Source organism: Salmonella sp. SAL4457, assembly GCF_046548235.1.
Classification (GTDB): domain Bacteria; phylum Pseudomonadota; class Gammaproteobacteria; order Enterobacterales; family Enterobacteriaceae; genus Salmonella; species Salmonella enterica.
Window position 1 is genome coordinate 14,322 of the sequence record NZ_JBGDZO010000003.1, and the last position, 15,701, is coordinate 30,022.

Below are 15,701 nucleotides of genomic sequence, written 5' to 3' on the forward strand. Positions count from 1 at the left end.
TATCCTTTATTTAATCGACGTTCAGCGCGTCATTAACCAGATCTTGTTGCTGTTTCTGGTGAACGGACATATACCCTACCGCCGGAGAGGCGGAGGCCGGGCGACCTGCATAACGCAGAGCGGCCCCAAACGGAATCACTTCACGGAAATGATGCTGGCTGCAGTACCATGCGCCCTGGTTGAGCGGCTCTTCCTGGCACCAGACAAAATCATGGACGTGAGCGTATGGTTGCAGCGCTTCCTGCACCGCTTTATGCGGGAACGGATAGAGCTGTTCGATGCGCACGATAGCGACATCTTTCTGGTCGTTTTTGCGACGTTGTTCCAGCAGGTCGTAATAAACCTTACCAGAACACATTACCACGCGTTTTACGGCTTTAGGGTCCAGCTCGTCAATTTCGCCAATGGCCGGCTGGAAGGAACCGTTCGCCAGTTCATCAAGCGTGGAAACCGCCAGCGGGTGACGCAGCAGCGATTTCGGCGACATCACCACCAGCGGACGACGCATCCCGCGCAGCGCCTGACGGCGCAGCATATGGTAGACCTGCGCCGGGGTGGACGGCACGCAAACCTGCATATTCTGCTCGGCGCAAAGTTGCAGATAACGTTCCAGACGCGCGGAAGAGTGCTCCGGCCCCTGCCCTTCATAGCCGTGCGGCAACAGCATCACCAGACCGCACATCCGGCCCCATTTCTGCTCGCCGGAGGAGATGAACTGGTCAATCACTACCTGCGCGCCGTTGGCAAAATCGCCAAACTGCGCTTCCCAGATAGTCAGGGTACGTGGTTCCGCCGTGGCATAACCGTATTCAAAAGCCAGTACCGCTTCTTCAGACAGCACGGAGTCCCAGACTTTAAACTGTCCCTGACCGCTGTGAATATGCTGCAACGGCGTATACGTTGAGCCGTTCGTCTGGTTGTGGATCACCGCATGACGATGGAAGAAGGTGCCGCGACCGGAGTCTTCCCCGGACAGGCGCACCGGAATGCCTTCATCGACCAGCGTGGCGTAAGCCAGATTTTCCGCACCGCCCCAGTCAAACAATTTCTCGCCTGCCGCCATTGCCTGACGGTCGCCATAAATTTTCGCCACGCGAGACTGCATTTCAATGGCTTCCGGCACGGTGCTGATACGTTTTGCCAGCTCCTGCAGACGCTTCATCTCAACTTTGTTCGGGTAGCTTTCGTCCCATTCGTGGTTTAGATACGGCGACCAGGTGAACGAGTGCATATTCATCGGACGCCACTCTTTCACCACGCATTCGCCTGCATCCAGCGCATCGCGATAGAGGTTGACCATTTCGGTGGCATCTTCCAGCGTTGCGACCTTATCAGCTTCCAGTTTGTCGGCGTAGATTTTACGCGGCGTCGGATGCTTTTTGATTTTCTGGTACATCAGCGGCTGGGTTGCGCTTGGCTCGTCGGCTTCGTTGTGGCCGTGACGGCGGTAGCACACCAGATCGATGAACACATCGCGTTTAAAGGTGTTACGGAAGTCCAGCGCCAGACGGGTCACAAAAGCGACGGCTTCCGGATCGTCCGCATTGACGTGGAAAATCGGCGCCTGGACCATTTTACCGATATCGGTGCAGTAAGGCGTTGAACGCGCATCCAGTGGGTTAGAGGTGGTGAAGCCCACCTGGTTGTTGATAACGATACGTACCGTACCGCCCACTTCGTAACCGCGCGCTTTCGACATGTTCAGAGTTTCCTGAACCACGCCCTGGCCGGTCACCGCGGCGTCGCCGTGAATAGTGATCGGCAACACTTTGTTGCTGCTCGGTTCGTCCAGTCTGTCCAGACGGGCGCGCACGGAGCCCATCACCACCGGGCTCACAATTTCCAAATGCGATGGGTTAAACGCCAGCGCCAGGTGAACCAGACCGCCTTCGGTTTCGATATCTGACGAGAAGCCCATGTGATACTTCACGTCGCCGGTACCCAGATGTTCTTTATGCTTACCGGCAAATTCGTCGAACAGATCCTGCGGTTTTTTACCCAGTACGTTGATCAGCACGTTCAGGCGACCGCGGTGCGCCATCCCCAGCACCACTTCGCGAGTGCCGCTGTTACCCGCATGGCGAACCATCTCTTTCAGCATGGGTATCAGCGCATCTCCCCCCTCAAGCGAGAAACGTTTCGCACCCGGGAATTTGGCGCCCAGATAACGTTCCAGCCCTTCAGCGGCGGTCAGTTCGTTCAGGAAACGTTTTTTCTCGTCAGCGCTAAAAGCCGCACGACCGGATTCGATGCGCTGTTGGATCCAGCGTTTCTCTTCGGTGCTGGTGATGTGCATATACTCAGCGCCAATCGGGCCGCAGTAGGTCTGTTTGAGCGCGTCGAGCAGCTCGCCCAGCTTCATCGTCTCTTTGCCGCTGGCAAAGGAGCCGACATTGAAGGTTTCCTGGAAATCGGCCTCGGTCAAATCATGGAAAGAAGGGTCCAGATCCGCCACGCGTTCTTGCTTCCACAGTCCCAGCGGATCGAGGTTTGCATGCTGATGGCCACGGAAACGATAAGCGTTGATAAGCTGCAGGACTTTAACCTGCTTCACATTGGTGTCAGGGTCGGAAATCGTAGAAGAGTGACGTGAGCCAGCCAACGCCTGCCGCCGGAAATATTCACGTGTTTTTGAATGGAGTTGATCCGGTTTGACTCCGGTACCAGGTAACTGCTGGAACGTCAAACGCCAGTTAGCGTCTACCGAGTCAGGATCGGTTAAGAAGTCTTCATAGAGCTGTTCTATCCAGCTCTGATTCGAACCAGAGAGGTAAGAAGAGTCCAACCAGGCTTTCAAAGCGCTGTTCTGCATCGTGATCCCTTAAGCATCTTTTCTGCTTATTTAATACTCTAAATAGGTCACGTTTCAGGAAGGCGGCAAGCTTGCGAATCCCTGGGAGCTTACATCCAGTAAGTGACCGGGGTGAGCAAGTGCAGCCAACGCACATGCAACGTGAACTATGACGAGTATTTCGCCGTGGATACTAACCACGCATACGCTGTATGCGTGCCGGGGTTCACTTGTTGCGGACTGTCGTGTCATCTGCGTCCGCTAAGGAACCTTTAAAAACTGTCTAATAATCTTCGCTGTTCAGGCTACGACTGCGTTGCGGCCTTCGCTCACTCCGGTCACATAGTTAACTATGCTCCCGAAGATTCGTTCAGACCGCGCCTTGTCTCGCTCTGAACATCTCGATTATTACTAATCATATGGCAGTTTTTAGAGGTTTCCTGCACTTCTATTGCCCGATGGCGCCTGGCTTATCAGGCCTACAGAATACGTAACCTGTAGGCCGGATAAGACGGTACGTCGCCATCCGGCAACCACTACAACTACTTATGCGCTACGCTGCAACAGCATCGACTTAATATGGCCGATAGCGCGCGTCGGGTTCAGTCCCTTAGGACATACACTGACGCAGTTCATAATGCTGTGACAGCGGAATACGCTGAATGCATCGCTCATCCCTTCCAGACGACTGTCGGTCTCGGTATCACGACTATCGATCAGGAATCGATACGCCGCGAGCAGCCCCGCCGGACCGATAAACTTATCCGGGTTCCACCAGAATGACGGGCAGGATGTTGAGCAACAGGCGCAAAGAATACATTCATACAGCCCATCGAGTTTTTCACGCTGCTCCGGCATCTGCAGATGCTCACGAGCCGGTGGATTTTGCCCATTATTCAATAAGTAAGGCTTAATCTTCTCATATTGTGCGTAGAATTGCCCCATGTCTACCACCAAATCGCGGATCACCGGCAAACCGGGCAGCGGGCGAATCACAATCTTCTTACCCGGCTGAGTCAGCGCCGAAATAGGGGTAATACAGGCCAGACCATTCTTACCGTTCATATTCAAACCATCAGAACCGCACACACCTTCGCGGCAGGAACGGCGGAAAGAAAGGCTGGGATCTTTTTCTTTAAGCTGGATTAACGCATCCAGCAGCATCATGTCGCGCCCTTCTTCGCCTTCCAGGGTGTAATCCTGCATACGCGGAGCGTTATCGACATCCGGGTTATAACGATAAATCGAAAATTCGAGTTTCATCATCCTGTCTCCGCAATTAATAAGTACGAATCTTCGGCGGGAACGCCGGACGCAGTTTCGGCTCCATATTGACGCTTCGGCGCGTCATGGATTCCGTTTGCGGCTGATACAGGGTATGACACAACCAGTTGGCATCATCACGCTCCGGGAAATCGAAGCGGCTATGCGCGCCGCGGCTTTCCGTTCGGAAGTTGGCTGATACGGCAGTGGCGTAGGCGGTTTCCATCAGGTTATCCAGCTCCAGACACTCAACACGCTGGGTATTAAACTCGCTGGACGTGTCATCCAGACGGGCGTTTTTCAGACGCTCGCGGATCACTTTCAACTGCTCAAGCCCTTTCGCCATCGCGTCGCCTTCACGGAATACGGAGAAGTTATGCTGCATACACTCCTGCAACGCTTTGCGGATAGCCACCGGATCTTCGCCATTGCGGTTATTGTTCCAGCGATTCAGGCGCTCCAGAGAACCTTCAACGTCAGACTCGCTGGCGTCGCGCAGCACGCCCTGCTCGGCGATGGATTCCTGTAAATGCAGCCCCGCCGCGCGGCCAAAGACCACCAGATCCAGCAGTGAGTTACCGCCCAGACGGTTGGCGCCGTGAACCGATACACAGGCGATTTCGCCTACCGCAAACAGCCCCGGAATCACCACGTCTTCGCCCTGCTCGTTCACGGTTAGCGCCTGACCGGTCACTTTAGTCGGAATACCGCCCATCATGTAGTGGCAGGTCGGGATAACCGGAATCGGCTCTTTCACAGGGTCAACGTGGGCGAAAGTGCGGGACAGCTCCAGGATACCCGGCAGGCGAGATTCCAGCACCTCTTTACCCAGGTGATCCAGTTTCAGTTTAGCGTGCGGCCCCCACGGACCATCGCAGCCGCGGCCTTCACGGATTTCGATCATGATGGAACGCGCCACCACGTCACGACCCGCCAGGTCTTTGGCGTTCGGCGCATAACGCTCCATAAAGCGCTCGCCGTGTTTGTTCAACAGGTAACCGCCTTCGCCGCGGCAGCCTTCTGTCACCAGCACACCCGCCCCGGCGATGCCGGTCGGGTGGAACTGCCACATTTCCATATCCTGCACCGGGACACCGGCACGCAGCGCCATACCGACACCGTCACCGGTATTGATATGAGCGTTGGTGGTGGACTGGTAGATACGGCCTGCGCCGCCGGTCGCCAGCACCGTCGCGCGAGCTTTGAAGTACACCACTTCACCGGTTTCGATGCACAGTGCGGTACACCCTACCACCGCGCCATCCTGGTTTTTCACCAGATCCAGCGCATACCATTCGGAGAAAATCGTGGTGTGGTTTTTCAAATTCTGTTGATACAGCGTATGTAGCAAGGCGTGACCGGTACGGTCAGCCGCTGCCGCGGTACGTGCCGCCTGCTCGCCGCCAAAGTTTTTCGACTGGCCACCGAACGGGCGCTGATAGATACGTCCATCATCAAGACGGGAGAACGGTAACCCCATGTGCTCCAGTTCCAGAATCGCTTCCGGTCCGGTCTTACACATATATTCGATGGCATCCTGGTCACCAATGTAGTCCGACCCTTTTACGGTGTCGTACATGTGCCATTCCCAGTTATCTTCATGGGTATTGCCGAGCGCCACGGTGATACCGCCCTGCGCGGAAACGGTATGGGAACGGGTCGGGAAGACTTTCGAGAGCAGCGCACAGGTTTGGCCGCTCTGGGAAATTTGCAGCGCCGCGCGCATACCTGCGCCACCGGCACCAATCACAACAGCATCAAATTCTCTGACTGGCAGTTTCATTACACACCCCACACCACAACAAATCCATAGATGACGTAAACCACCAGCGCAACAACAATAACGAGTTGCAGTATCAGACGCACTGCCAGTGGTTTAACGTAGTCGGTTAACACCTGCCACATGCCGATCCAGGCATGAATCAAGATGGAAAAAAGCGCCAGCAGGGTGAAGACTTTGGTGAAGGCCGATGAGAAGAAACCGGTCCAGGCTTCAAAGGTCAGTTCGCCGCTCGTGGCGAAAAAACCCACCATGTAGATGATGTATAACGTCAGAACGATAGCGGTAGCACGGACCAGGATGAAGTCATGTACGCCATTGCGTCCTAATGCGGAGGCGTTGCTTACCATACGAGGACTCCTGCGAGAAGTGAAAGCACGACAGTGATAACAAAAGAGATTTTGGCAGAGCGTTGACCCGCTTCGAATGTTTCTTCCAGATAGCCAAAATCCATTAACATGTGACGAATTCCCACGATGACGTGATACGCCAGCGCGGTAAGGATGCCCCACATGATAAATTTAACGATGAAGCCGTCCATGATATCGGCGGCCTGCTGGAATCCTTCCGGAGAAGAGAGGCTGGTGCCCAGTAGCCACAGTAGTATGCCGACTGCGATGAAAGTAATCACACCGGATACGCGATGGAGAATGGACGCTATCGCTGTGATGGGGAACCGAATCGTTTGTAGATCCAGATTGACAGGTCTTTGTTTTTTCACATTTCTTATCATGAATAACGCCCACATGCTGTTCTTATTATTCCCTTAAGACTTCGGTTACAGAGGTGAATCTACCTGTAGCCAGAAAGACGACGGGATTTCCTTCCTCCGGTCTGCGTGCGGGTCAGACAGCGTCCTTTCTATAACTGCGCGTCATGTAAAACACTGCTTCCAGTAGCTAAAACGACACGTTACAACGCTGGGTGGCTCGGGATTGCAGGGTATTCCGGAGACCTGGCGGCAGTATAGGACGTTCACAAAATCATTACAATTAACCTACATATAGTTTGTCGGGTTTTATCCTGAACAGTGACACAGGTCACGATAACAACATTTTTTTAATTTTCAATCATCTGATTTGACAAACATTAAACAAAATTGTTACAAACAACACCAGAAAAAGCATATAATGCGTAAAAGTTATGGGGTCACTCTTTCACCTGTTAATAAGTTATGCAACAGTACAATGATATTGACCCATTCTTTCAGGACAGTTATTAGTGATAGACAGGTTACATTACTCGGATTGCTACGTTCCTGATTTGCTGCTAATTCGAAATTAATCAAGCCGTTACCTGCAAGCGCCCATTGCTCTGTACCCAGGTCATCCCCTCTTTCACAGAGCGGCGAGCCAAATAACAAACTGGTAACGGTTGATTGATGCATACACAGAATCTTCCCTGCACTAACGACGAGGAAGATGACGTGTAGAAGGCAAGTCTGAGTTCCGGCAGTCTTAAGCAATAAGGCGCTAAGGAGACCGTAAATGGCTGATACAAAGGCAAAAATCACCCTTACTGGTGATACTGCTATTGAACTGGATGTGCTAAAAGGTACACTCGGTCAAGATGTTATTGATATTCGTAGTCTCGGTTCAAAAGGAGTTTTTACTTTTGACCCTGGTTTCACCTCTACCGCATCCTGCGAATCTAAAATCACCTTCATCGACGGCGACGAAGGCATTTTGTTGCATCGCGGTTTCCCGATTGACCAGCTTGCTACCGATTCCAACTATCTGGAAGTCTGTTACATCCTGCTGTATGGCGAAAAACCGACGCAGGAAGAGTATGACGAGTTCAGAACGACAGTCACCCGCCATACGATGATCCATGAGCAAATCACTCGCCTGTTCCATGCTTTCCGTCGCGACTCACATCCGATGGCGGTAATGTGCGGGATCACTGGCGCGCTGGCGGCGTTCTACCACGACTCGCTGGATGTGAACAATCCGCGCCACCGTGAAATCGCGGCGTTCCGCCTGCTGTCCAAAATGCCGACCATGGCGGCGATGTGTTACAAATATTCCATCGGTCAGCCGTTTGTTTATCCGCGCAACGACCTTTCCTACGCCGGTAACTTCCTGAACATGATGTTCTCCACGCCGTGTGAAACCTATGAAGTGAATCCGGTACTGGAGCGCGCAATGGACCGTATTCTGATCCTGCACGCTGACCATGAGCAGAACGCCTCTACGTCAACGGTACGTACCGCAGGTTCAAGCGGCGCCAACCCGTTCGCCTGCATTGCCGCCGGGATCGCCTCCCTGTGGGGACCCGCGCACGGCGGCGCCAACGAAGCCGCGCTGAAAATGCTGGAAGAAATCAGCTCTGTTAAACACATTCCGGAATTTGTTCGCCGTGCGAAAGACAAGAATGATTCTTTCCGCCTGATGGGCTTCGGTCACCGTGTTTACAAAAACTACGATCCGCGCGCCACCGTGATGCGTGAAACCTGCCACGAAGTGCTGAAAGAGCTGGGCACCAAAGACGATCTGCTGGAAGTGGCGATGGAGCTTGAGCACATTGCGCTCAACGACCCGTACTTCATCGAGAAGAAACTGTACCCGAACGTAGACTTCTACTCCGGCATCATTCTGAAAGCGATGGGCATTCCATCTTCGATGTTCACCGTGATCTTCGCCATGGCGCGTACCGTTGGCTGGATTGCACACTGGAATGAAATGCACACTGACGGCATGAAAATCGCCCGTCCTCGTCAGCTGTATACCGGCTACGATAAACGCGATTTTAAATCGGCGCTGAAGCGTTAATTGACAACCGGATGGCGAGGCAACCCTCGCCATCCGGTACATTTTCCCTTTTTTCTTATCCTCATTATTTTATTCTTACCCCGTTACTCTCTATGATTAATTAAGGTTTCGCTAAATATCATTCAGGGAGCATGGAATGCCGATTCTGCAGTGGTTTTTGTTGTTCCTGTTATCGCTGCTCATTTCCCTTATTTTTCTCTATCTGCACCTTCCGGCGGCAATGCTGCTCGGTCCAATGATTGCGGGTATCGTGTTGAGTTTGCGAGGTAGTACGCTACAACTTCCGCGCGGTATTTTTCTCGCCGCGCAGGCAATTCTCGGCTGTATGATCGCCCAAAATCTAACCGGTTCGATATTGACCACCCTCGCCCTCTACTGGCCGGTCGTGCTTTTAGTGTTGCTGGTGACGCTGCTTTCCAGCGCGGTAGTCGGCTGGCTGCTGGTACGTTACAGCTCGCTGCCCGGCAACACCGGCGCATGGGGGTCTTCGCCGGGCGGCGCGGCGGCAATGGTAGCGATGGCGCAAGATTACGGGGCGGATATCCGCCTGGTGGCGTTTATGCAGTATCTACGGGTACTGTTTGTGGCTGGCGCGGCGGTGCTGGTGACACGCCTGATACTCGGCGACAGCGCGGCAGCGGTCAGCCAACAGGTGATCTGGTTTCCGCCGCTTAGCGGTAATGTATTGACGACGCTGTTATTAGCGATCGTGGCGGGCATTGCCGGTCGCCTGATGCGTATCCCTTCCGGCACGATGCTGCTCCCCATGTTGGCAGGCGCGCTTCTCCATTCGCAAGGCATCATTGAGATTGAATTACCCGAATGGCTGCTGGCCGTGGCGTATATGGCGATAGGCTGGCGTATTGGGCTGGGTTTTGACAGACAGGTGTTTTTTATGGCGCTGCGGCCATTGCCGCAAATCTTATTGTCAATTTTCGCGCTGATGGCGATTTGCGCCGCGATGGCGTGGGGAATGGCTTACTACATGCAGATTGATTTTATGACGGCTTATCTTGCCACCAGTCCCGGTGGTCTGGATACGGTTGCCGCGATCGCGGCAGGAAGCAGTGCCGATATGGCGCTCATCATGGCAATGCAAACCCTACGGCTGTTCAGCATTCTGTTAACTGGGCCAGCAGTGGCCCGTTTTATATCAACCTATGCGCCCAAACAACCTTTGTAGGGCTGATAAGCGTCGCGCCATCAGGCAATAGCCGCTCGCCGATGGCGGTTCCGGCTATTTCTGGCAATGCGGGCACCAGTAAAACGGGCGTGAGGACAGTGTTGTCTTTTCAATAATGCCGCCGCACCGCTCGCACACTTCGCCGTCACGGTGGAAAACCTTAAAGCGAAACAGTGCGCCATGATGCTTGTTCTCATCCGCCTGACCGCGAGTAGTGTAGGAAAGGCGCGGAATATCCAACAGCGCGTGAGAAAGCGCATTCAGTTGCGCCTCGTTGAGATCTTTCGCTTTATGCTGTCCGGTTAACCCTACCTGCCAGAGGATTTCAACGCGCAGATAATTCCCCAGTCCCGCCAGAAAGGCCTGATCCAGCAACAGCCCGGAAAATTGTCGGTTGCGAAAACGCGGCGACAGCAATCGAGCTTTAACCTCTTCCGGAGTGAGACGCGCGTCCAGCACATCCGGACCGACTCGCTGTAAAAAGGGGTGCGTCGTGAGCTGCTCTGCTGTCAGCATTTCGATATCAGACGCGCTATAAAGCAGAATAGTTTTATCCGCCGTTTGTAGCCTGACGCGCAATATACGCGTGGTCTGCGGTATTTCACCAGTATCGATCACCCGCCATACGCCATAGAGTTGGTTGTGGCTGTAGAGCGTCAGGCCATTTGAAAAGTGGGTCAATAACGCTTTTCCCCGCGTCTCTATCCGGGTAACAAGTTGACCGGTAAGCTGCGATTCATACGGTTTTAACTGTGCAAAGGCAAACCAGACATCGGTTAAGGGTTTGCCTTTGATTGCCGCCTCCAGATTATCCGCCGCACGACGAATTTCCGGGCCTTCAGGCATGATAATATCCTTTGTTAACAGTTGATTAATGGACTACACCGCCTCTGACTGTCTGGAATGCACATCGAACGCCATAATGAACATCCACAGCGGATGGACAAACAGGCGGTGGTATCCAGTGATAATAACATTATCGCAGCACGAGACCACTTCCCCGTCAGGGTTAACATGATCGCGCCAGGGCATAATCGACTCAGCCCTTGTCGGGCGAGCGCCCAATAATGATTGTCTGCCTACCGGAATTAAATGACGCTTAGTTATATTTTGCCCAAAATTTTTTTCTGTTGATCCTTTTAAAGCCTTCTTTCCAATAACTGGCATTCAACTCTTTGATATAATTTTCTCCGGGAAAAAGTTTATCCTTTAAAGGCAGTTTCTTGGCTAGCACGATTCTTTCTGCGTTAGATCCCGCGGACTCTGAATGTGTGAGGGAAGATAAGGCGTCCAGTTGAGCGCTTGAGGGTCTGGCTATCAATTCAAAAAAAGGTTCTGACAATACAACACTACTAAGTGCTGCATAATTTCCTTTTTGTATGAGCGGTTTGACGTACTCAAAAAAAGAAATAATCCCTGATTGCAATCTTGCCGCTTTTTTTAAATACTCAATTTCAGAACCACTGCTATCTTCACGTACAGGAATTATTCCATTATCCGTTTTTTTATAGCCAATTGTTGACCCAGTATTATCAGCCATAGCGAACTCCATTATTTCCACCCCTCCTGATAAGAAAAGTTCACACTTATCGTGGGGATGGCCATAGTTGGTTAGCCAACCAAACATCTTATTATAAATAGATCGGTTATCATTGGCGCCAGAAAAAGTTGCCAAATAAAACCCATGAATTTGTTTTTCTGCCCATTGCGCACCTAAAGAACGAGCAAATACTGATTGAATATTACCCATCCATCCTACATCGATAAGTGCTATATTTTTAAAACCTTCACAGGCCGTTTTAAAGTAATCAGCGTAAACTTCCCTGTGCTGAGTATTTTTTAATAAAATATATGGAAATAATTTATTTATAAGCCAGTGAACCTTATGTTCCTCTCCTGAAACAGGAATATACTCCTCGTCAGGAAAACCAACATGATGTATATCTGAAATATGCTCACTCGCATCTAACCCCGCGATAGCAAGTATCTTTTTAATACTTTTCTTATTCTTACCACCAAAAAGATGCCAAATCCTGTGCATCGGCCAATCAGTCATCCCCACCATATAAGCTGATGCGCGGGATATATATAAATATTCACATTTTACATGTTCTTCTGAAAAGTATTCATTATAAATTTTATAGATTAAGTGAGCATCGCGTGCTAAAAAAAGCGCTTTATCAATTTTATGAATCTTTAACTGATTCGCTAACCAGGATACATAACCTAATAATAACGGACCAAATACTTTAAATCCTATCTCGTTTAAAGGATCATTTTGATGGAAAGCAGAAACTTGTTTAAGTAATAAAGTCTTACAAATAGATTCACCAATAATATCTTTAGCTTTCCAATGATTAGATATCCCATGATTATACTCTGACCAATCAGCATGGAGAGTATTTATGCCGAGTTTTTTAGCATTCAGTATATCAGCATGAACATTGTCGCCAACATGTATCCACGATGCAATATCTACATTTTCATTTTTCTTGACTATTGAAAATAATTTACCACTATTTTTAGAGTACCGCTCTTCGCCAGATGAATAAACTGGAATGTTACTGATATCATAGCCACATGATGTTAACAACTCCTTTAATATTGCTGATGGAAGGTACATATCACTAATTAAAATGACTTTGCAACCATCACTAATAGCCTTTTCAAACAAACAGCTTCCACGCGCATTTTTATATAAAACAATCTTCTCCATTTGTATTTCCAGATCGATTATCTTTTTTACTGTCGCTGGTGAAAGCTGCGGATGCTTTTTTAAAATTTCATCGTATATTTCAGATATAAGTATTTCCGGCTCGCCGCCAAAACGCCTGACCCTATTCTCTCTGGCACTTACTTCCGCCTGAACTCTTATCTCTGGGAAATTATCAATAATACCAATCTCGTACGCTGATATAAAAAATTTCTCAGTTGCTAAAGTTGATTGCATTAATGAAAACAAATCTCTGGGACGGTAAATCCTCCGGCTAACCAATGTATCAAAGATATCAAAGCTTACGGTCTTGTATTTTTTAAAGTTCATATCCATATTTTATTTAATCTTATTTTCAATATAAGAAATTTTATGAAAAAGACTATTGTTAGCAATATTTGAAAGTAACACATTGAGCAATAATGAGTCATCAATACTTCTCATCATTTTATTTTCTGCAATTTTGCATTCTATATCAAATAACTCATTGTTAATTACGGTATAATTGCCAAATTCAAAGTCATCATTTTCTCTGAAATGATAAAATGCCAGTGCTTCAGGTAAGATCCAAACATCATTTTCTGCAAGGTAATGAATAAAAAAAGGCCAGAAAAATGCAGGAGAGGATAATTTATGACTTTCAATCATATCGATAACAGAATTTTTATCGAATAAACACGAGGAAAGTGGAATAGAATTCCTGTAATAAATAACATCAAAACTAACAGGGCCAGCATTTAAATAGTGGTTCCATGGTTGCGTTGAATTTATAATTATTCTATTATTTTCCGCAATCTCAGCAACTTTATTTGTATGGCATGCTATTGCATTTACAGATGAATACGTTGACTGTATATTCGCCAAAACACTGAGTAGCCTTGACACATATTCAGGGGCCCAGGAATCGTCATCATCCATAAAGCATAAATAATTAGATTCAGACATCTTAATAGCATTAAAGATACAGCTTTCGTCGTAGATAACACTATATATATTTGACAGTTCTTTCAGATAAAAATCATCCACATTGTGACATTTCAATTCTTCCTCCATGCAGAAAATGATGATATTTATTTTTTTGAACGTCTGGTCATTAATGGATTGCAAGGCCCGCATTAATAGACGAGTACGCCCAGGTTTATGTCGGACAATAACTAAAAGACTCTTTTCCATATTCTGATTTCGCGTTTTACGGTATATATAAAAATTAACACCCTATGAATAAATGCTGACATTGGGTAAGGATTATAATATTTTATTAGACTGACACCAGATAAGGTGTAGCAACAGAACCATACCTAAGATTATCATAGTCATATAATTAAAAAATCGGTATAATTCTCATCAACACCACTTACATCATGTTTAATATTTATCTTCAGATTTTTTATTGAATTTTTTATACCAAAAGAGCTTTGAGGTAAGATAGGGCAAACTATTTTTCATCTCTTTTTTTGCAGATTTAAACCGATAAAAATTTTTGACTGCCGTAAACAAACCATTAATAATAACTTTAAAAAACTCCATTTTTGAGTGGGTAAGTTTTAATAATTTGCCATTTTCTATATTTAAATGATAGATAGTAATTCTCCGGAATGAAAACTTAGTAGGGTGATAATGACGATAATCAACCACGATTGGTTTTTTAATTAAAAAGAAAGCTGGAATTAAGTGTCCATTAAGGGTTATGCATCTAAAAAATTTGTAGATGGCTTTTTCTTTACCAGAACATGGGTAATCAACACAACCATTAACAATATCAATACCTTCTACATTGAATTTTTCATTATGAGTTATTGCATTAATTCTTTTTCTTATCTCCAGAAGATCTACATTATCTTCCCAAAACTCCCGTCCAGAAAGACAATCGTTATATGACATAATCATTGCTCTGGCAAGTTCATAGCGGCATGAAAAACTCGCAAGAAAGACTTCCCGCACAAAGAAAACACTTAACAGTAGTGCAGCAAACTTTCTTTTACTAATTAATGCAGGTACAGCAACAGTCCTGAAGTTCAAATAGCTATTTAGAACCGATATTTTTCTTTCAAAATCCATTTGCCACGAAGCCACACCATTAAGTGTGACAATATTATGTTTTTTATGCATATATCCAAATAGCAGGTCATCACCACGAACAAAGAAAGGAAATGAGTAATATTCAATAGCGTTAATATTAAAGGCAAAAAACCACCATCCACCGTAGCCTATTTTTCTTTCATTATCAAAAGTATCTAAAGAATCTATTTCCCGAGCATCCAGATAATGTTTATCCGGGTAATGTAAAAAATCTCTATGCCATATGGCACCAGATTCATGTATGATTGCCGGGTTATCTTCAAAAAGCATACAGCCAGTAACAACTGTATTTTTGTCTTTAGCCATCAGTAAAAAAGCATGAGTTCGACAAATCGATTCAATTTCACATGAGCCGTCGTCATCCATAAATATGACATGTTTGACATCGTTGATTTTCCCTGCCTCTATCAAACCTCTCATAAACCCGCCTGACCCACCGAGGTTTTCATTATTGATAACTATAATGCCGTTTCCTGACGGGTGATTAATCGCCTCGCCATTATTAACGACAATCAATTTAAAACGATCTTTAAATTCGCTCTGGGTTAAGAGTGTTTTATTAATTCTATTGATTGTTTTAGTAACAGCTTCTTTTCTATTATAAGTTGTTATAACTAAAGCCATAGATGATTTACTAACATGATCTTTAGTCAGAAATTCAAATCCATTTAAAACAGAGTCTTCGTCTGATTGCCACTCCACATAGATATATCCAAAATTTATTTTTGATATATCAATCTCAATCTCATCACTAATATTACATGACGATTTAAAATCAATTTGCTTTAATACTCTAATGACACCATTCTCTTTATGCCTTACAGTTATAGTTCCGCGACCAATTATATTAACCCGCAAAAAAAGTGATGTTAAGGTTGTATATTTTTTCCATTTCTTAATTGAGAATGCATTAAAAAAAGTATCAAAATATGCAACCTTATGACGCGGAACAAGTAAGTTACGTGAGGTATAGTTATACTTCCCGCCCTGAGTTCTGAAATAAAGCTGCTCTTCCGTGCATAGATCAATGTTTGGTAAAATTACTTTTTGAAGTAAAAAATACATAACGAACCTATAAATTTATATTATCTGGGGTAACGCTATTATAAAATAGTAAATTT

At 47.3% G+C, this 15,701-nt stretch carries 13 protein-coding genes; 2 read left to right on the plus strand and 11 right to left on the minus strand.

Translation table 11 applies throughout. From position 1 onward, the window contains the following. Positions 1–10: 10 nt before the first annotated feature. The 6 genes from sucA to ACLJNW_RS11225 form a co-directional block, all read right to left on the minus strand. The gene (sucA, locus tag ACLJNW_RS11200) at positions 11–2,812 is read right to left on the minus strand and encodes a 2-oxoglutarate dehydrogenase E1 component (protein ID WP_001181504.1); all 2,802 of its coding nucleotides are present in this window, start codon (positions 2,810–2,812) and stop codon (positions 11–13) included. A 525-nt stretch (positions 2,813–3,337) separates the two neighbouring features. After that, positions 3,338–4,054, minus strand: a complete 717-nt coding sequence (sdhB, locus tag ACLJNW_RS11205) for a succinate dehydrogenase iron-sulfur subunit SdhB (protein WP_001537859.1) — start codon at positions 4,052–4,054, stop codon at positions 3,338–3,340. A gap of 16 nt (positions 4,055–4,070) precedes the next feature. After that, complete coding sequence (gene sdhA, locus ACLJNW_RS11210; protein ID WP_000775561.1) at positions 4,071–5,837, minus strand: succinate dehydrogenase flavoprotein subunit; 1,767 nt, start codon at positions 5,835–5,837, stop codon at positions 4,071–4,073. Next, complete coding sequence (sdhD, locus tag ACLJNW_RS11215) at positions 5,837–6,184, minus strand: succinate dehydrogenase membrane anchor subunit (RefSeq protein WP_000254356.1); 348 nt, start codon at positions 6,182–6,184, stop codon at positions 5,837–5,839. The genes sdhA and sdhD overlap by 1 nt, the downstream gene beginning before the upstream one ends. After that, positions 6,178–6,582 carry a succinate dehydrogenase cytochrome b556 subunit gene (gene sdhC / locus ACLJNW_RS11220; RefSeq protein ID WP_000263340.1) on the minus strand — a complete coding sequence of 135 codons (405 nt, stop codon included), beginning with the start codon at positions 6,580–6,582 and terminating at the stop codon, positions 6,178–6,180. Before sdhC ends, sdhD begins: the two co-directional genes overlap by 7 nt. Positions 6,583–6,975: 393 nt before the next feature. Beyond that, the gene (locus ACLJNW_RS11225) at positions 6,976–7,221 is read right to left on the minus strand and encodes a hypothetical protein (RefSeq protein WP_001539488.1); all 246 of its coding nucleotides are present in this window, start codon (positions 7,219–7,221) and stop codon (positions 6,976–6,978) included. Between the two features lie 100 nt (positions 7,222–7,321). Between ACLJNW_RS11225 and ACLJNW_RS11230 the strand changes: the two genes are divergently transcribed. Then, on the plus strand, positions 7,322–8,605 hold the full coding sequence (locus ACLJNW_RS11230; RefSeq protein ID WP_000785811.1) for a citrate synthase: 1,284 nt from the start codon (positions 7,322–7,324) through the stop codon (positions 8,603–8,605). 136 nt (positions 8,606–8,741) lie between these two features. Beyond that, positions 8,742–9,788 carry an AbrB family transcriptional regulator gene (locus ACLJNW_RS11235; protein ID WP_001122057.1) on the plus strand — a complete coding sequence of 349 codons (1,047 nt, stop codon included), beginning with the start codon at positions 8,742–8,744 and terminating at the stop codon, positions 9,786–9,788. A gap of 54 nt (positions 9,789–9,842) precedes the next feature. Here the strand turns inward: ACLJNW_RS11235 and nei are convergent, their stop codons facing one another. From nei to ACLJNW_RS11260, 5 genes are all read right to left on the minus strand, one after another. Beyond that, positions 9,843–10,634, minus strand: coding sequence for an endonuclease VIII (gene nei, locus ACLJNW_RS11240; protein WP_001113968.1), 792 nt, complete (start codon positions 10,632–10,634; stop codon positions 9,843–9,845). 33 nt (positions 10,635–10,667) lie between these two features. Beyond that, positions 10,668–10,820: a hypothetical protein gene (locus ACLJNW_RS11245; protein ID WP_001145918.1), complete on the minus strand. Its 153-nt coding sequence runs from the start codon at positions 10,818–10,820 to the stop codon at positions 10,668–10,670. Between the two features lie 67 nt (positions 10,821–10,887). Next, the gene (locus ACLJNW_RS11250; RefSeq protein WP_077905583.1) at positions 10,888–12,783 is read right to left on the minus strand and encodes an HAD family hydrolase; all 1,896 of its coding nucleotides are present in this window, start codon (positions 12,781–12,783) and stop codon (positions 10,888–10,890) included. Positions 12,784–12,840: 57 nt separating this feature from the next. Continuing rightward, positions 12,841–13,674, minus strand: a complete 834-nt coding sequence (locus tag ACLJNW_RS11255) for a glycosyltransferase family A protein (RefSeq protein ID WP_024154498.1) — start codon at positions 13,672–13,674, stop codon at positions 12,841–12,843. Positions 13,675–13,866: 192 nt separating this feature from the next. Then, on the minus strand, positions 13,867–15,645 hold the full coding sequence (locus ACLJNW_RS11260) for a glycosyltransferase (RefSeq protein WP_000273737.1): 1,779 nt from the start codon (positions 15,643–15,645) through the stop codon (positions 13,867–13,869). Positions 15,646–15,701: the final 56 nt, after the last annotated feature.